This is a genomic window from Streptomyces typhae (assembly GCF_009755605.1).
GTDB classification, from domain to species: Bacteria; Actinomycetota; Actinomycetes; order Streptomycetales; family Streptomycetaceae; genus Streptomyces; species Streptomyces typhae.
The window spans coordinates 51,208-67,031 of the sequence record NZ_WPNZ01000017.1 but is presented as its reverse complement, the minus strand read 5'-3'; the positions used below and the strand labels follow the sequence as shown (position 1 = coordinate 67,031).

Genomic DNA, 15,824 nt, shown 5'->3' with positions numbered 1-15,824 from the left:
CACACCTGTGCCGCCCCGGGCTCAGGCCGCGATCCCGGCACCACCTCCCGCCGCCGGACCCAGCGGACCGATCCGGCGCCGCCCGCCGATCACGTCACGTTCCCCGGCCGCCCGGGACGCCCGGGACACCTCGGGCGCCGCCCGGGGTGCCGCGGGGGCCGCGGACTTCCCGGGCGCGTGCCGCCCGGCGAGAAGCCACTGGGAGAACAACCGCACGCCGGACCGGAGATCGGGCCCGGCCCCGGCCCCGGACGGAAACGGGAACTGGGACGGGAACCGGGACGGGGACGGGGACGGCGCCTCCGCGGCCCTGGCTGCACTGGCGGCCCTGTCCGCACCCGCGGCCCCGTCCGCACCGGCGGCCGCCCGCGCAGGGCGCACCCCCGCCCCCACGCCGCGCACCTTGACCCAGGCCTCGAACCAGGGGACCAGCGCGGGGCCGGTGATCTCGCACGCCTCCAGGAACGCGATGTAGGTGCGCACGTCCCTGGGCAGCGCGTGGGCGGTGATGATGGCGTGTGCCGTGCTGCCCGGCAGGTCGGGGCCGGCCTGCCGGGCCATCTGCCGTACCGGCGGGCGCCCGGCCCGCCGGTAGGCGTCGCGCAGCGCGCCGGAGAGGTCGGCGAGGTCACGGACGAACTGGGGCTTGGGGACCAGGGTGGAGCGCCGTGCGTCGCGGGCGGCGGCCGCGGCCGCGGCCTCGGCCCGCTCGTAGCGGGCGCGGGCTTCCTCCGGTGAGCCGTGGCAGGCGTGCGCGTAGGCGCGCACCGTCTCCCACCGCGGGACCCTGGCCCCGCCGCGGGCGGCCCGCTTGAGGGAGGCCGGGGAGAACCAGGCCTCCTTGGCGAGTTCGTCGTAGGTCAGACCGGCCGCGGCGCGCAGGCCGCGCAGGTAGCGGGCCAGGTCGCCGACTTCCGGCACGGTGCGGTCGACCGGTGTCTCGGGGCGGGCCACGGCCGCCTCAGCTCCCGGCTCCGTTGTTGAGGGCGGCGTTCAGCAGCCGCCTCACCAGCCGTCCGGCGCCGCCGCGTCGGCCTCCTTCGGTATGCGTGTACGTGTGCGCGCCGGCGGTCAGGACGACGGCGACGCCGACACCGCCCGCGGCGCTCAGCAGGAACGTGACGTCGCGCGCGGACATGCCGGCGAACAGGCTCAGCGTGACGGCCGCGGCGAGGAAGGCCACAAGGACCAGGGCCTGCGGCATGCCGAAGCGGGCCGCCCGTGCGGTGGCGTGGACAGGTACTTCGCCGGTGTCGTGCATGTCGTGCATGGAGAACACCCCCGGAAGTGGCCGGGCGGCGGCCTGCTCGGCCGCCGCCGGGCTGCTGCTGACTCACCGAACCGGTGGGCTGCGAGGTGTTGGCGCACCTCGGGCGCGGCCCGTGGTCCGAACGGGCAGCTTCCGCACGGTGTTTGGCGGTCACCTCGGGCGCGGCGCTGTCCGTGGTGGTCAAGGGTCGCAGCCCTTCAGGGCTGCGCGAACCGCAGGAGGTAGTTGGTTCGGCTTTCGTCCAGGCGGCCCTGGTGCGGTTGCGGGCCGGGTCCCGCCCGTGCTTGTCGCGGTGCGGGGCGCCGCCCCGGACCCGGCGTGCCGGACATGACCGGCTTGCGGCGATCGGGGGGCATGCGCGGCGGGGCGGCGGTTCTGCGTACACGGGTGGGTCCGACTTGTGTCCCGGTTCCGGCTCTGGCAATCGGGCCGTCCGCCTCTGAGACTTACCTCATCGCCGCACGGGACCATCCGGATCCGTGCGGGGTCCCCTGAGACTGCTGACTCGACCGGCTGAGGGGAACAACTGTCGACCAGGCTTGGCGGCAGGTCGGCACATCGGGGAGAGGCGGCGACGGCCATCCGCATTCAATGGCATGGACATGACGGCACTTCTCCCGTGTGGGGCCTGGCCGCGGCACGGCTGGCGAGCGTGGCAGCTCTCAGCTCACCGCAGGTCATGTCCGACTCACCTTGATGGGGTTGCTGCCGCACGGAACGGGAAGTACCGCCTCCGCGAGGGGGCGCCGCGCACCCCGGCGGGGCCCGGTCCGCGGCAGTCCGCGAAGTCCCAGACGGTCCGTCTGGGACTTCGTCGCGCCCCCGGTCCCGCGGCGGGCGTGTCTGTGTCTGTGTCTGCGGGATGTGCCCTGCCGCGCCGCATGCGGGTGAGCCGCGTCGGCCTCCGGCGGGACGGGGCGAGCGGCGTCGGCCTCCGGCGGGGCGGGGCCGCGGGGTCACCGTCCGGTGATGCGGGCCGAGGTGCACAGGTCCTCGTCGCGGTAGCCGAGCCGGTCGTAGAGCCGCTGCGCGGGCGCGTTGCCGGCGAGCTGCCACAGTGTGCACAGGCCGTGTTCGCGTACCGCGTACCTGGTCAGCCAGGCGGTGAGGGCCGCGCCCAGGCCCTGCCCGCGCTGGGAGGTGTCGGTGGCGACGGACGCCATCAGCGGTGCGCCGCTGTCGCGCAGGCGGCTCAGCGCGCCGCAGGCCACCAGGTGCCCGCGCGTGTCGCGTATCCCCGCCCAGAGGCTGACGTCGGCGCAGCCGGGGCCCGTGGAGTGGGCCGGGCTGTGGGCGCCGAGGAAGGCGAGGAGTTCCTCGTGGTGCTCGGCGCCCAGCGGGGCCACCCGTTGCTCGCCGGGCATGGCGGGCGGCTCCTCCAGTGTCCAGCGGAAGACCCACTCCACCACGTCGGTGAGCCCGAGGTGCTCCCCCACGTGCGCCTCGACGCCCCGGGGGCCGGTGAACTCCCGTACGGTGCCGCGCAGTTCCTCCTCGGCGCGCAGCACCAGGGCCGCGGCGGCGGCCGCGTCGCCGACGCTCCACAGGTGCCCGCGCCCGGCGTCCAGCCAGGCCACGGCACCGTCACCGGACCAGCCGGGACTGCCGGACACTCCGGCGGGACTGCCGGACACTCCGGCGGGACTACCGGACACTCCGGCGGGACTGCCGGGCGCTCCGGCGGGACTGCCGGCGGGGTCGTCCTGGCGGCGCCGGGCGGCGCCGAAACGCAGCAGGGCCGCGCCGGACCGGTGTTCCAGGCCCTGGTCGAACAGGTCGGCGGTCCGGGGGACAAGAGTCGTTGCCTGCATCGCTCTCAGCAAAGGAAGGAGGTACGGGGGACGTCGGGGGTGCTCGGGCGAGCGGCCCGACCAGGGCATGCCCGAGACCACGGCCGAAGCCGTGACGTCGAGGTCGGGGGCCCCGGCGGGGTCCGCGCACACGCGCCCGCCCGACCGGGACGGCCACTGTGGCACACGGGCCCCAGGGCGGGGCAAATCGGCGCTTTACGTGGCCTTGACCGCGGGGCCGGCACGGCGTCGGCCACGGGCGGACGGTGCCCGCGCGCGCGGCCGGACTCCCGCCGCGGGCCGTGTTCTTGACGGGCGCTCAGCTCATGGCGAGGGGGGACGGGCTGCCGCTTCTTCCTGCGGGCGGGCACCGGGCCGCCGTATCGTTCAGTCCCCGCAGACACTTCAGGCCCCCGCGGCCCCTCAGGACCAGGAACGGACATCACAGTGATCTTCAGGCTCGGGACCGGCAGGGCGGCAGGAGCGGGGCGGGCCCGTCGGGTGCGGGGTGCCGTGGCGGCGGGCACCGCGCTGCTCGCGCTGACGGCGTGCGGCGGCTCCTCCGGCAACGACGGCAGGAGCGGCGACGGGAGCGGCGGCAGCGCCTCGAAGGCCGCGGGCGGCGCCACGGCGGGGTCCTCCGCGGACCGCACCAGCCTGACGTTCAGGCCCGCCGCCGGGCAGAGCGCGGCGGGCCTGAAGAGCACCGCGGACCTGATGCGGCACCGGGCCACCGCGATGGGCCTGCGCGATGCCCGCGTCGACGTCGCGGGCGGCGCCATCACGGTGAGCGCGCCGGGGGCGTCCAGGGAGAAGCTCACGGGCCTGGGCGAACAGGCCCGGCTCGACTTCCGCCCGGTGCGCACCCAGGCCCCGGCCACCGCCAAGGCCCAGTGCTCCGCGGCCGAGGGCCCCTCGGCGAAACCGCTGACCGCGTGCGCCACGAACGGCGCCGATGTCCGCTACACCCTGGGCCCGGTCGCCGTACCGGGCACCGATGTGTCCACGGCACGGTCGCACCTGTCCAAGTACGGCACGGGCTGGGTCGTGGACATCACCTTCACCGCCGCCGGCACCCGCCGCTTCGCCGACCTGACCGCCGAACTCGTCACCCAGGCACCGCCCGCCAACCAGCTGGCCATGGTCCTGGACGGCACGGTGATCTCCGCCCCTTCCGTCAGCCAGAAACTCACCGACGGCCGGGTCCAGATCTCGGGCGACTTCACCCGCGCGGCGGCCGAGGAACTGGCCGCGCAGCTGTCCGCCGGGGCACTGCCGATGCGGCTGCGGGTGTCCGGCTGAGGCTGCCGCCGTCCACGTCCCGCCGGGGCGGCGGTCGTGCGGGGCGGCCGGTCATGCGGGGCGGCGGCGGGCCAGGAGGATGCCGCCGAGACTGCTTTCGGGGGAGGTGAGGGTCTGGGCCGTCTCGGTGGTGAAGCCGGCCTCGTCGAGCCAGGCGGTCATGCGGCTGGGCGGGCGGCGGTGGACGTGGACGCGCATCGGGTGGCCATATCCCCAGGTCCTGAGCCGGCAGGCGTTGCCGACGTGGAAGGCGAGCAGCAGCGGGGCGCCGGGCCGCAGCACGCGGTGGAAGTGGGAGAGGACCGTGCCGATCTCCTCGTCGGGTACGTGGATGAGCGAGTACCAGGCGAGGAGACCGGCCATCGAGGTGTCGGCGAGGCCGAGGTCGGTCATGGTGCCGAGGTCGAAGCGCAGGTCCGGATGGTCGCGGCGGGCCACTTCGATCATTCCCGGCGACAGGTCGATGCCGAGGACGTCCACGCCGAGGCCGTGCAGGTACGCCGTGATCCGCCCCGGCCCGCATCCCACGTCCGCGACCGGTCCCCCGCCGCGGGCGCGCACCCGGTCGGCGAACCCTTCGAGGGCCGCGCGCTCCCGGGGTGTCTCGTCCAGGAGGTGCCGCAGCTGGTCGGCGTAGGCGGCGGCGACGGTGTCGTAGGAGGTGCGGGTGTCTTCCAGCCAGGTGCCGGCGGCGTTCGGTTCGATGTCCACGGGCGCAGGCTACGCAACCCCGCGGGGACGGCGGCCCCTTGGGCACGGTCCAGGACTTGGGCACGGTCCAGGAGCGGAGTGCGGGCAGTGTGCGGGCGGCGGGCTCGGCGGGGGCGGGCGCGTGGGCAGGGGGGGGCGGGCAGGGGGAGGTCAGCCGTCGATGTCCAGGGCGTCGGTGAGTTCCGCGACGGTGTCCCTGGCGGACTTGCCCGCGGTGTCCACGACGATGTGGTCGCGGTCCCACGGCTCGTAGTCGCGTTCGACGATGTCCTGCCAGGTCGGCAGGGTCAGACCGGGAACGTCCACGGTGCGTGACGTCGCCCTGCGCTCGTGCTCCACCGGGTCCGAGCAGATGAGTTCGACCTCGACGAACCGCGCCCCGGCCCGCTTCGCCACCGCCTCCCAGGCGTCCCGGGTCACCTTCATCGGGTTCACGCACTCGGCGAAGACGCACAGCCCCTGCCCGAGCAGATCCCCGGCCGTGGCGTAGGCGACCTCGTAGCCCAGTCCCCAGTCGACGGCGTGGCGCAGCGCGGCCGTGTCCGCGCCGTACGCGGAGAAGCGGGAGAGGGACTGCTCGATCGTGTCGATCCGCAGGTAGCTCGCGCCGAGTCGCCGTGCGACGGTTCGCGCCGCGGTCGACTTCCCCGTGGCCGGAAGCCCGCCGACCACGACCAGCACGGGCTCGGCCCGGTACGCCGCAATCACCTGGACAGGAGGGAGCCGTGCGCGGTGCGGGTCCGGGACAGCTGGTGGCGGGCGACGAGCAGGGCGGTGTCGACCTCCCGGGTGCCGGTGGCCTCGCACAGCCGGTAGGCGGCGTCGTTCATCCGCCGCCGCGCCGCTTCGGTGGCTTTGTCGGCGTGCAGTGCGCGCAGTGTCTCGTACCGCTCGACCAAGTCCTTCAGCACGGCCTGGTGTGCCCTGAGCATCGCCGGTTCTCCCTCGTATCCGCTCCTCGCAGGGGTGTGCACCACCCGTGTGCCCCGGGCCCCGGCCCGCATGCCTGCCTGGCGGGCCACCGGTCTGTCAGGTGCGTCACCGGCCCGGTGGGAGCAACGGGCCGCGCTGGGCCCGCCTGCCGGGGCGGCTGCCGCGGGGCGCTATCGCGGGGTGCGGGGCGGCAGCCGCCGCGTGATCCGGTCGAACAGGTCCGTCAGCGGCTCACCGACGTCCTGGCCGAACTCGGTGAGCCCGTAGGTGACCTGGGGCGGGGTCGTCGGCTCGACCTCGCGCCAGACCAGGCCGTCCTGGACCAGGGCGCGCAGCGTCTGGGCGAGCATCTTCTCGCTGATGCCCTGGATGCTGTCGCGCAGTTCGTAGAAGCGCAGGTCGTTGCTCCGCAGGGAGATCAGCACCCAGATGCCCCACCTGCTGGTGACGTGGTCGACCATGTCCCGCGCGGGGCAGTCGGTGTGAAACACCTCATACCGCGGGCCCGGTGCGGCCGGTGTCAGCTGCGTGCCTTCCTCCATGTCGGGAGCTTACCTCTGGGTATGTTCTTACGGAAAGTAAGCCCGGCTCCTAGCGTCATCTCCCGCAGTGCACAACGGACCAGACGTGCACAACCGATCGGACGTGCACGACGGACCAGCGGTGCACACCGGATGAGGAGCTGAACATGATCGTGGTGACCGGGGCCACCGGGAATGTGGGCCGGCCTTTGACACAGGCCCTGGCCGGGGCGGGCGAGCAGGTGACGGCGGTGTCGCGGCATGCGGCGGCGGTGCCGGACGGGGTGCGGCACAAGGCGGCCGACCTGGCCGAACCGGACAGCCTGGCGCCCGTGTTGGAGGGGGCGAAGGCGCTGTTCCTGCTGCTTTCGGGCGACCTGCACGCGCCCGGCGCCCGGCCGGCCGGCCTCGTCGACCTGGCCGTGGCGTGCGGGGTCCGGCGGGTCGTGCTGCTGTCGTCGCAGGGGGTGTCGACCAGGCCGCTGGGGCCGACGCGGGTGGCGATGCGCGCGCTGGAGGACGCGTTGCGCGCCTCCGGCCTGGACTGGGCGGTGCTGCGGCCGGGCGGCTTCGCCTCCAACGCCCTGGGCTGGGCGGAGTCCGTGCGCACCCGGGGGGCGGTCGCCGCGCCGTTCGGGGATGTCGGGGTGCCGGTCGTCGACCCGGCCGACATCGCCGAGGTCGCGGCGGCCTGCCTGCTGCGGGACCGGCACAGCGGCGGGGTGTACGAGCTGACCGGGCCGCAGGCGATCACCCCGCGCGGGCAGGCGCAGACGATCGCCGCCGCGCTCGGCACGCCCGTGCGGTTCGACGAACTCACCCGCGCCGAGGCCAAGGCCACGATGACCCGCTTCGTACCGGCCGAACTCGCCGACGACACCCTGGACATCATCTCCGCCCCCACCCCGGCCGAACTGCGGATCAGCCCGGACGTCGCACGTGTCCTGGGCCGCGCCCCGCGCTCGTTCGGAGACTGGGTGGACCGCAACCTCGCCGCTTTCCGCTGAGCGGGCCGCCCCCCCGTCACCGCTGTCCCGGCGGCTGCTGCCGGGAGCGGCCATGGCTCAGGTCATCCGCCGCCGGCGCCCGCCTCGCGCTCTTCAGTGACCGCGGCGGCCGTCACCGCGACGAAGTTGTCGGTCCAGCAGTCGGACTCCTCCGTCGCCACCTCGGCACCGCATCCGGCGCAGACGAGGTTGGGGCCGTCGCGGCCGTCGAGCCCGCAGCAACCGCTGACACGCAGCGGGTCGGGGTGCCGCGCCGTCCCGGGAACGTCGTCCGGGTGCAGGATCAGCAGGCTGCCGTCGAGGTGGGCCTTGAAGGTTCCCCGAGCCATCAAAGGCGGAGCGCCTCCGTAGCCCGGCGGCCCCTCGGAACGCGCTGGTTCCCCCGGCACCACGTCGCCGGTCACCGGCTGCCGGCAGTTGGCACAGCGAAAGACGGTCATGAGGGCATTCTCCCGGACCTCCGAGTCCCCGGAGCCCGGGTTTTCGGGGCTCCGGGGACTCGGGGCTCCGCCGCCGGGCGGGCGGTGGGCGGTGTGCGGTGTGCGGTGTGCGAAGTAGGTGATCAAGTTCCGCTCCACGGGCCCGCGGTGGCCCTTGCGGTCACCGCGGGTCTCCAGGGGAGGGGCCCGTCCCACCAGGGAGGGAACATGTCCAACGTCTCCAGGCGGTCGCTGCTGCGGTTGGCCGCGCATCATCTTCTACGGGACTCCGCCCAAGGCCCCGCTGAACTGACCCGCGGCCGCGCCGAACGCCCGCTGCCCGCCCCGGCGTTGCGTGCCGGGGCGCTCAGGCGGCGAGCCCCAGCACCAGCGCCCCGGCCACCGGCGCCGCGTACACCAGGGGGAAGGGGACATGGGCGTACCAGCGCGCCCGGACCACGGCGACCACGGCCCCGGCGAAGTACAGCACCAGGCCGATCGCGGCCGCCACACCCACCACCGGCACGAACAGCCCGGCCACCAGGCCGAGCGCGCCCGCCGCCTTGGCCGCGCCCAGCCAGGGCAGCCACGTCGTCGGGATGCCGTAGTCGGACATGGGCCGCACCACCCAGGCGGCGCGCAGGAACACCGAGACGGCGGAGAAGCCCGTCATGGCGGCGGCGACAAGGGTGACGACGAGGTGAGCGGTGGACATCACAGGGCTCCTCAGCGATACGGACACCGGCGCGGAAAGCCCCGCGCCGGCCGGGCCGTCGGGCCCGTCACCGCTATGACGGGCCCCGCCGCGCAGGTGTGACCGGATACGGGCGGCGACTTTCACCCGGCATACCGGCCACCGGGCACCCCGGCCGGGGCGGTCGCCGGGACCGGGCCGTGGCGGGGCTGCGTCAGCGGGTTTGCGGGGCGAAGGCGCGGGCGACGGCGAGGCTGTCCTCGTACACGTGGTGACGGGTGATCAGGCCGTCCTCGACGGTCAGGTGCAGGGCGAAGCGGGCGCAGTAGGCGCGCCCGGTCGGCCGGGCCGTCTGGCGGATCTCGCCGAGCACGACCGCGTCGTTGCCGTCGATGAGGATGCGCTCGACCTCGGTCGCCGCCTGCTGGGGGATGTGGTGCTCGGCCAGTTCGCGGTAGTGGGCGGCCGCGTCCTCGCGGGTGGAGCGGTGCCGGATCCAGGGGGTGGCCGCGGAGTGGTGCTCGGACTGCGGCCAGTCCAGTTTCCAGTCGCCCTGCGCGTACAGCTCGCTGATGTGCTCGGGGTCGCCCGCGCTGATCCTGCGCAGCAGTTCCTCGACCACGGTGCGTGTGCGGGCGGCCGCGGTTTCCGGCTCGGCGGACATCTGCCCATCTCCCCCTCGGTGGACCCGCGTCCCCTCGACGCGGGAAGAACGCCGATCCTGCCCGGCGCGGCGGGGCGGGGCGATTACCCGCGAGGTAAGGCGCGGCCCCGGGCCGGGCTCCCCGGCCGCCGGGCGCGGAGGCGCGCCGTCCTCAGGCGGCGGTGGCGTCCGCGAGCTGGAGCAGGGGCACGGAGGTGGCCGCCGCGACCTGGTCGGCGACGGGGCATCGCGCACACACCGCGCACACTCACCGCGCGCATCCCCGCCGCCGAGACGTCACCATAAGCCAGGCGCCGCTCAACTGCCACGCCTATAAGGCCTACTTGGAGGGCTTGGGGTCCTGGGTGCGTGCCCTGGGCGCGTGTCCCGGGCGTGTGTCCCGGGGCGTCAGTTGCCGAAGGGGGCGCCTTGTTTGCCTTCGATCCTGACCTGGTACGTCTCCTCCTCGCCGTCGGTGTCGATGAGGTGGACCAGCGTCCAGAAGTCCCCCTCGCGGCCGTCGCCGAGGCGCAGTGTCCCCTCCCCCGCCAGGAAGATCGCGTACGCGGTCGCGTCGTCCCGGGCGGTGAGGGTGGCGTTCCACGCCCGGTCGCCCTCGGGCGGGGTCAGGTCTGCCGCCGCCTGGTACTCGACGTCGTCGGCGATCACGGTGATGGTCTCGTCGGTGCTCATGTCGTCGTGGTTCGCTTTCAGGTCAGGGGGCAGGGCAGGCGGCCGGTGCCCGCGGGGCGCCCACGGCCTGCGGGGCCCGGCGGGGATGCCCACGCTTGGGTCGCTCCCCCTGCGCCGCCGCTTGCCGCGCGCGCCGGACCGTCCTGCCGGAATCCTTTTGTCGAGGATGTTCGGGAGAGATCACACGCCTGCCGCCGGGCCGTCACAGTCCTGCCACGGCACCACGGCACCACGGCGGCGCGGCACCGCCCGGCGGCGCGCGCCTGCCGCCGCTTTGGCCGTCGTGCACGCCGCTCGCCCCGGATGCCGGGGGCCGTTCAGTCGCGGTCGACGTGCTCCCTGACGATCTTGCGGCTGGCGGCGTCCACGTCGTAGGTCGTCTTGTTCCAGTCCTTGGCCGTCACGACGTCGACGGACCACACCAGCGCGCCCGCCTTGTCGGAGTCGTCGAGTTCCACGGACGTGACGGTGCCCTTGGTCTTGCCGGTGGCGGTCTGCGCGGCCTGCTGGGCGCTCACCTCGGCCTTGCCGAGCCAGCCGGCGAGCTCGCGCTTGTCGTCGGCGTCCTCGTCGGACTTGGCGCGCGCCCGGTCCGCCTTGCCGGAGACCGCGTCGACCCTGACGGTGTGGGCGGCGCCGTCGGCCGTGGCCACCTCGGTCTCCCACACGGGCTTGTCCGGTGTGCCCTTGAGCTCGGCCGAGACCGGCTCGGACTTGGCCACCGTCGCCACCGCGGCGTCCAGGGCCTTGTCGTAGCCGACCTTGGCCTTGGGTACGAGGTCCTTGCGCTCGGCCTGGTCCTCGGTGAGGGTGCCGCCGCTCGCCGTCGCCGAGGCCGAGGCCGGAGCCTTGGAGGTGCCGGCCGCGCCGGTCTTCGCACCGTCGTCGCCGTCGTCGCTGCCGCAGCCCGTGAGCAGGGCCGCCGCCGCGACGGCGGCGGCACACACCGCACCGGCGCCCCGCGCGGCGGGCAGCCGCGAGGGCCCGGGAGCGAAACCATTCCTTTTAGTGATCATATGGGCACGTTAAGGGAGATATCGGCGCGGCGCATGGACAGAAGGGCGGCGCGGACGGCACGGGCGCGGCGGCGGGCAGTCCGCGTGCCGCGTCCCGGGGCGTCCTGCGGGCCGGTGATGATGGGTGCGTACACATACCGCGCACCACTCCTCATCCCTCATCCCTCACTCCTCATCCCTCACTCCTCGTCCCGAGAAGAGGCGAAGGCATGCACATCGACCTCACAGGCCGGACCGCTCTGGTCACCGGCTCCACGCAGGGCATCGGGGCCGCGATCGCGGCGGGGCTCGCCCGGTCCGGTGCCCGGGTCGCCGTCAACGGGCGTGACCGGCAGCGGGTCGACGAGGCCGTCCAGCGGCTGCGCGGCGAGGTGCCCGGCGGTGACTTCGTGCCCGTGGCCGCCGACGTCGCCGCCGACGACGGCCCCGACCTGGTCCGGCAGGCGCTGCCGGAGGCGGACATCCTCATCAACAACCTCGGCATCTTCGGCGCGAAGGACCCGCTGGAGATCACCGACGCGGAGTGGCGGCGCTACTTCGAGGTGAACGTCCTGGCCGCGGTCCGGCTCACCCGCACCTACCTGCCGCGGATGGCCGAGCGGGGCTGGGGCCGCATCCAGTACATCGCCAGCGACTCGGCCGTCGTGGTGCCCGCCGAGATGATCCACTACGGCGTGTCCAAGACGGCGCTGCTGGCCGTCGGCCGCGGCTTCGCCAAACAGGCGGCGGGCACCGGGGTCACCGTGAACTCCGTCATCGCCGGTCCCACCCACACCGGGGGCGTGGAGGACTTCGTCTACGAGCTCGTCGACCGGGACCTGCCCTGGGACCAGGCACAGCGGCTCTTCATGAAGGAGCACCGGCCCCAGTCCCTGCTGCAGCGCCTCATCGAGCCGGAGGAGATCGCCAACATGGTGGTCTACCTCAGCTCCGACCTGGCGTCGGCCACGACGGGGGGCGCGTTGCGGGTGGACGGGGGGTATGTGGACGCGATCCTTCCCTGACCGGCGCCCGGAGACCCCGGAGCCCCCCGGAAGCCCGCGGAGACCCGCGGAAGCCCGCGGAGGTCCGCGGAGGCCCTGGGCGACGGTGGGGACGCCGGGGGGCCGGGGCAGGCGGCCGGACTCCCGGTGCGGTGGGCGGCCGTTCAGCCCTTGCCGGTGAGGGTGACGTTCTGGCGCTGGACGGCGTGGAAGTGGGGCAGCGGCAGGCCGCCGGTGGAGCGCAGTTCCATGAGGGTGACCTCCACGCCCGCCGCGCCGGGGGTGACGGCGCCCGGCGTGAGCGTGCCGGAGCTCTGCCAGCGGTGCTCGGCGCCGTCGCACACCGCGCGGCCGCCGTTCAGGGACCGCTTGACGCGGGGGTCGCGCTGGCTGACCGCGGCGGTGACGAACACCGGGCCCACGGCGTCGGCGCACCGGTAGGTGCCGGACAGGGTGACGGTGTGGTCCTTGGAGACCGTGCCGGCGGGGTCGACGGTGACCCTCTCGCCGGCACCGGCGGCGGCCGGGCCGGCCGCGGCACACAGCACGGCCGCCGTGCAGAGCACGGCACCGAGGACGGGGCGTACGGGCATGGAATGCCTCCCAGTTCGTGACGGGTGGGGGCGTCCACTGATACGGCAGGGCGCCGCGGCCGGGCGCGACCGTCACTCCATCTGCGGCGCGTCATCCCGCCGCATGGGCCGGTGCCGTGCTCGCGCTGCCGGGGCGGCCCCCGGGCGGGGCGCCCTCAGCCGGCCGCCGCCGTGCGGTAGGGGCGGAAGAAGGCGCGCAGTTCACGCGCGTACAGTTCGGGTTCCTCGAAGGCGGCGAAGTGGCCGCCGTGTTCGGGTTCGCTCAGGTGGACGAGGTTGGTCGTGCGCTCCAGCCAGGCCCGGGGCGGGCGGACGACGTCGCCGCGGAAGAGGGCGAATCCGGAGGGGACCTCGACGCGGCGGGTGAGCTGCTCGGGGGCGATGGCGGCGTTCGCGCGGTACATGCGCATCGAGGAGCCGATGGTCCCGGTGAGCCAGTAGATCATCACGTTGGTGAGGATCTCGTCCTTGGTGTAGCTGCGTTCGATGTCGCCGCCGCAGTCGCTCCAGGACCGCATCTTCTCCACGATCCATGCCGCCAGGCCCGCGGGCGAGTCGGTCAGGCCTGCGGCGGCGGTCTGCGGCTTGGTGCGGTGCACGGCGGCGTAGGCGCCCTCCTGCGCGCTCCAGGCGGTGACCTCCTCGAACCAGGCGCGTTCGGCGGGCGACAGTTCGGCGCGGTCGCCGGCGAAGTGGGGCAGGCCGCCGTCGGTGCGGTGGACGGCCACCACCCGCTCGGGGTGGTCGAGGGCGAGGTAGCGGCTGACGTGGCTGCCGATGTCCCCGCCGGCCGCGCCGAACGTGTCATAGCCCAGGGCGGTCATGAGCCGGGCCCACAGGCCGGCGACGGCGATGGAGTCGGGGGCCGGGCCCGCGGGGCGGTCGGAGTAGCCGTAGCCCGGCGCGTCGGGCACGACCACGTCGAAGGCGTCGGCGGGGTCCGCGCCGTGCGCGCCGGGGTCGGTGAGCAGGGGGACGGCCTTGGAGTAGCGCCAGAAGGAGTCGGGCCAGCCGTGGCTGAGGACCAGCGGCAGCACGGGCCCGGCGGGGGCGGCGGCGCGGGCGTGCACGAAGTGGATGCCCAGGCCGCCCAGGTGCGTGCGGAAGCGGGGCAGGCGGGCCAGGGCCGCCTCCTGGGCGCGCCAGTCGAAGCCGTCCGCCCAGTAGGCGAGCAGTTCCTTGAGGTAGGCGGTGTCGGTGCCCATCGTCCAGCCCGCGTCCTCGGGCACGTCCGGCCAGCGGGTCGCGCGCAGCCGCGCGCGCAGGTCCTCCAGCTCCGCGGGCGTGGCCCGCGGGGCGAACGGCTCCAGGTGAGGCTGTGCGTCCGGCATGGCGGCATGCTAACGCGAGCCGCACCGCCGTCCGCCCCGCCCCGTGCACGGGGCGGGGCTGCACCGCCGGGGCAGGTCGGGGGATGTCAGGGCGGCGTCAGCGCCGGGTCAGGGGCCCGGTGCAGACTCATACCTGTGACCGGGAGACACCAACTCTTCCGGGAACAAGGAGAGGTGCCCGGAGTGGCTTATCGGGGACCGAGGTTCGCTTCAGTCGGGTGCAAGCCCACGCAGGTTCGAATCCTGCCCTCTCCGCCGCCCGGCCCGCCCCGCCACGCCCCGGTGGAGCGGGCCACACGCATGCACCCGCCAGCCGGCAGGGACAGCGCACCCGTACGCCGGCACTCACCGTCTTCGCGCCCGAGGACGACCCGTCCTGCCCGGAGCTGCCGCCGGCCTGAGGGGCCGGGCCCCCTGGCGGGGGCCCGGCGGCGGCTCACCAGCGTACGGGCAGGCTGCGTACGCCTCTGATGAGCATGCCGGGCAGCCACTCCAGGTCGGCCAGGTCCGCGTCGGCGGTGATGCCGGGGCAGCGGGTGAGCAGGGAGCGCAGGGCGATGCGGCCCTCCAGGCGGGCCAGCGGGGCGCCCAGGCAGTAGTGCAGGCCGTGGCCGAAGGCGATGTGGCCGCGGGTGTCGCGGCGGATGTCGAACCGGTCCGGGAAGGCGAAGTGCGCCCCGTCGCGGCCCGCGTCGCTCACCACGATGCGCACCGTGGCCCCGGCCGGGATCAGCACGCCGCCCATCTCGATGTCGGTCAGGGCCAGGCGTTCGAGGGTGCTCTCCACCGGGCCCTCGTAGCGCAGCATCTCCTCCACCGCCCCCTCCGCCAGGCTCAGGTCGGCGCGCAGCAGGTCCAGTTGACCGGGGTGGGCGAACAGGGCGCGCAGGCCGTTGCCGATCTGGTTGACCACCGTCTCGTGGCCGGCGATGAGCAGCAGGCTGCACATGCCGATCAGCTCGTCCGGCGCCAGGCGGTCGCCGTCCTCGTCGACGGCGTGGATCAGGGCGCTGAGCAGGTCCTGGCCGGGGGCGGCGCGCTTGTCCCCGACCAGGCGGGGCAGGTAGGCGGCCTGTTCGGCGTAGGCGGCGCTCTGGGCCGCGGGGCCGGCGGGGGCGAGGATCTCGTTGGACCAGCGGCGGAAGGCGGCGCGGTCCAGCTCGGGTACGCCGAGCAGTTCGCAGATGACGGTGATGGCCAGCGGGAAGGCGAAGGCGGACAGGAACTCGGCGCTGCGGGCACCGTTCGCGGTCATCTCGTCCAGGAGGGTGTCGGCGATCTGCTGCACGCGCGGGGCCAGGGCCTGGATGCGGCGCGGGGTGAACTCCCGCGACACCAGGCGGCGCAGGCGGGTGTGGTCGGGCGGGTCGGCCATCGACATGTGGGCCAGGCTCGGATCGTCCGGGGCGGCGTTGATGATCTGGCCCAGGCGGCCCTGGCCGCGCCAGTCCCGGCTGAGCCGGGCGTCGGTGTAGGCGGCGCGGCAGGCCTGAAGGCCCAGGACGAGGTAGACCTCGGGCCCGTCGGGGGTGCGCACGCGGTGGACGGGGCCCTTGGCGCGCAGGGCGGCGTAGACGGGATGGGGGTCGCGGACGAAGTCGGGGCTGAGCTCCAACAGGTCGATGGTGGTGCCGCCGGCGCACATGCGTGTGGGGTCCCTTTCGCCTGGGTGCGGACCGGCCTCGTACCACTCGTACCCGGCCGGGTGGGGTGTGTCGGTGGGGCTGCCTCTCTCGGCGCTTCACGGTGCTCGGCGCTTGACGGTGCTCGGCTCTCGGCGCTTTACGGCGCACGGCACTCGGCGGTGCGCGGCTCTCGGCGTGCGCGGCTCTCGGCTCCCGGCGGTACGCGAGGGTCCGCGGTTCTTGGCCCTGCGCGGTGCGCGGTGCGCGGTGCGCGGTGATCCGGCGGGCCCGGC

At 74.6% G+C, this 15,824-nt stretch carries 18 protein-coding genes and 1 tRNA gene; 4 read left to right on the top strand and 15 right to left on the bottom strand.

All coding sequences use genetic code 11. The features are described 5' to 3' along the window. Positions 1-21: 21 nt before the first annotated feature. The 3 genes from GPA10_RS27845 to GPA10_RS27835 form a co-directional block, all read right to left on the bottom strand. A complete protein-coding gene (locus GPA10_RS27845) occupies positions 22-954 on the bottom strand; it encodes a helix-turn-helix domain-containing protein (protein WP_157167895.1) in 933 nt (310 codons plus the stop codon). A gap of 7 nt (positions 955-961) precedes the next feature. Further along, the gene (locus tag GPA10_RS27840) at positions 962-1,270 is read right to left on the bottom strand and encodes a hypothetical protein (protein ID WP_157167894.1); all 309 of its coding nucleotides are present in this window, start codon (positions 1,268-1,270) and stop codon (positions 962-964) included. A gap of 956 nt (positions 1,271-2,226) precedes the next feature. Then, the gene (locus GPA10_RS27835) at positions 2,227-3,081 is read right to left on the bottom strand and encodes a GNAT family N-acetyltransferase (protein WP_157167893.1); all 855 of its coding nucleotides are present in this window, start codon (positions 3,079-3,081) and stop codon (positions 2,227-2,229) included. A 426-nt stretch (positions 3,082-3,507) separates the two neighbouring features. On the opposite strand from GPA10_RS27835, the gene GPA10_RS27830 reads away from it, so the two are divergent. Beyond that, a complete protein-coding gene (locus tag GPA10_RS27830) occupies positions 3,508-4,362 on the top strand; it encodes a SecDF P1 head subdomain-containing protein (protein WP_343041393.1) in 855 nt (284 codons plus the stop codon). 51 nt (positions 4,363-4,413) lie between these two features. Here the strand turns inward: GPA10_RS27830 and GPA10_RS27825 are convergent, their stop codons facing one another. The 4 genes from GPA10_RS27825 to GPA10_RS27810 form a co-directional block, all read right to left on the bottom strand. Continuing rightward, positions 4,414-5,073: a class I SAM-dependent methyltransferase gene (locus tag GPA10_RS27825; protein WP_343041392.1), complete on the bottom strand. Its 660-nt coding sequence runs from the start codon at positions 5,071-5,073 to the stop codon at positions 4,414-4,416. A 150-nt stretch (positions 5,074-5,223) separates the two neighbouring features. Beyond that, complete coding sequence (locus GPA10_RS27820) at positions 5,224-5,754, bottom strand: P-loop nucleotide/nucleoside kinase family protein (RefSeq protein WP_343041411.1); 531 nt, start codon at positions 5,752-5,754, stop codon at positions 5,224-5,226. A 23-nt stretch (positions 5,755-5,777) separates the two neighbouring features. After that, positions 5,778-6,005, bottom strand: coding sequence for a DUF5133 domain-containing protein (locus tag GPA10_RS27815; protein WP_157167892.1), 228 nt, complete (start codon positions 6,003-6,005; stop codon positions 5,778-5,780). 171 nt (positions 6,006-6,176) lie between these two features. Further along, positions 6,177-6,548: a winged helix-turn-helix transcriptional regulator gene (locus GPA10_RS27810; protein WP_157167891.1), complete on the bottom strand. Its 372-nt coding sequence runs from the start codon at positions 6,546-6,548 to the stop codon at positions 6,177-6,179. 146 nt (positions 6,549-6,694) lie between these two features. Between GPA10_RS27810 and GPA10_RS27805 the strand changes: the two genes are divergently transcribed. After that, positions 6,695-7,534 carry an SDR family oxidoreductase gene (locus tag GPA10_RS27805; RefSeq protein WP_157167890.1) on the top strand — a complete coding sequence of 280 codons (840 nt, stop codon included), beginning with the start codon at positions 6,695-6,697 and terminating at the stop codon, positions 7,532-7,534. Between the two features lie 62 nt (positions 7,535-7,596). Here the strand turns inward: GPA10_RS27805 and GPA10_RS27800 are convergent, their stop codons facing one another. The 5 genes from GPA10_RS27800 to GPA10_RS27780 form a co-directional block, all read right to left on the bottom strand. Continuing rightward, positions 7,597-7,863 (bottom strand): hypothetical protein, encoded by a 267-nt coding sequence (locus GPA10_RS27800; protein WP_157167889.1) that lies wholly within the window; start codon positions 7,861-7,863, stop codon positions 7,597-7,599. A gap of 457 nt (positions 7,864-8,320) precedes the next feature. Next, positions 8,321-8,668, bottom strand: a complete 348-nt coding sequence (locus GPA10_RS27795) for a DoxX family protein (protein WP_157167888.1) — start codon at positions 8,666-8,668, stop codon at positions 8,321-8,323. Between the two features lie 193 nt (positions 8,669-8,861). Then, on the bottom strand, positions 8,862-9,311 hold the full coding sequence (locus GPA10_RS27790) for a nuclear transport factor 2 family protein (RefSeq protein WP_157167887.1): 450 nt from the start codon (positions 9,309-9,311) through the stop codon (positions 8,862-8,864). A gap of 387 nt (positions 9,312-9,698) precedes the next feature. Beyond that, positions 9,699-9,983, bottom strand: a complete 285-nt coding sequence (locus GPA10_RS27785) for a hypothetical protein (RefSeq protein WP_157167886.1) — start codon at positions 9,981-9,983, stop codon at positions 9,699-9,701. A 317-nt stretch (positions 9,984-10,300) separates the two neighbouring features. Continuing rightward, positions 10,301-10,999 carry a PepSY domain-containing protein gene (locus GPA10_RS27780; RefSeq protein ID WP_157167885.1) on the bottom strand — a complete coding sequence of 233 codons (699 nt, stop codon included), beginning with the start codon at positions 10,997-10,999 and terminating at the stop codon, positions 10,301-10,303. A 209-nt stretch (positions 11,000-11,208) separates the two neighbouring features. Here GPA10_RS27780 and GPA10_RS27775 point away from each other — a divergent pair, with 209 nt between their 5' ends. Continuing rightward, positions 11,209-12,003, top strand: coding sequence for an SDR family NAD(P)-dependent oxidoreductase (locus tag GPA10_RS27775; RefSeq protein WP_157167884.1), 795 nt, complete (start codon positions 11,209-11,211; stop codon positions 12,001-12,003). Positions 12,004-12,146: 143 nt separating this feature from the next. On the opposite strand, the gene GPA10_RS27770 is transcribed toward GPA10_RS27775, so the two are convergent. Beyond that, the gene (locus GPA10_RS27770) at positions 12,147-12,575 is read right to left on the bottom strand and encodes a DUF6299 family protein (RefSeq protein ID WP_058846619.1); all 429 of its coding nucleotides are present in this window, start codon (positions 12,573-12,575) and stop codon (positions 12,147-12,149) included. A 155-nt stretch (positions 12,576-12,730) separates the two neighbouring features. Next, the gene (locus GPA10_RS27765; RefSeq protein ID WP_157167883.1) at positions 12,731-13,906 is read right to left on the bottom strand and encodes an epoxide hydrolase family protein; all 1,176 of its coding nucleotides are present in this window, start codon (positions 13,904-13,906) and stop codon (positions 12,731-12,733) included. A 168-nt stretch (positions 13,907-14,074) separates the two neighbouring features. Between GPA10_RS27765 and GPA10_RS27760 the strand changes: the two genes are divergently transcribed. Further along, positions 14,075-14,161 (top strand) — tRNA-OTHER (locus GPA10_RS27760). A 181-nt stretch (positions 14,162-14,342) separates the two neighbouring features. Here GPA10_RS27760 and GPA10_RS27755 read toward each other — a convergent pair. Continuing rightward, positions 14,343-15,551, bottom strand: coding sequence for a cytochrome P450 family protein (locus tag GPA10_RS27755; RefSeq protein ID WP_058846617.1), 1,209 nt, complete (start codon positions 15,549-15,551; stop codon positions 14,343-14,345). Positions 15,552-15,824: the final 273 nt, after the last annotated feature.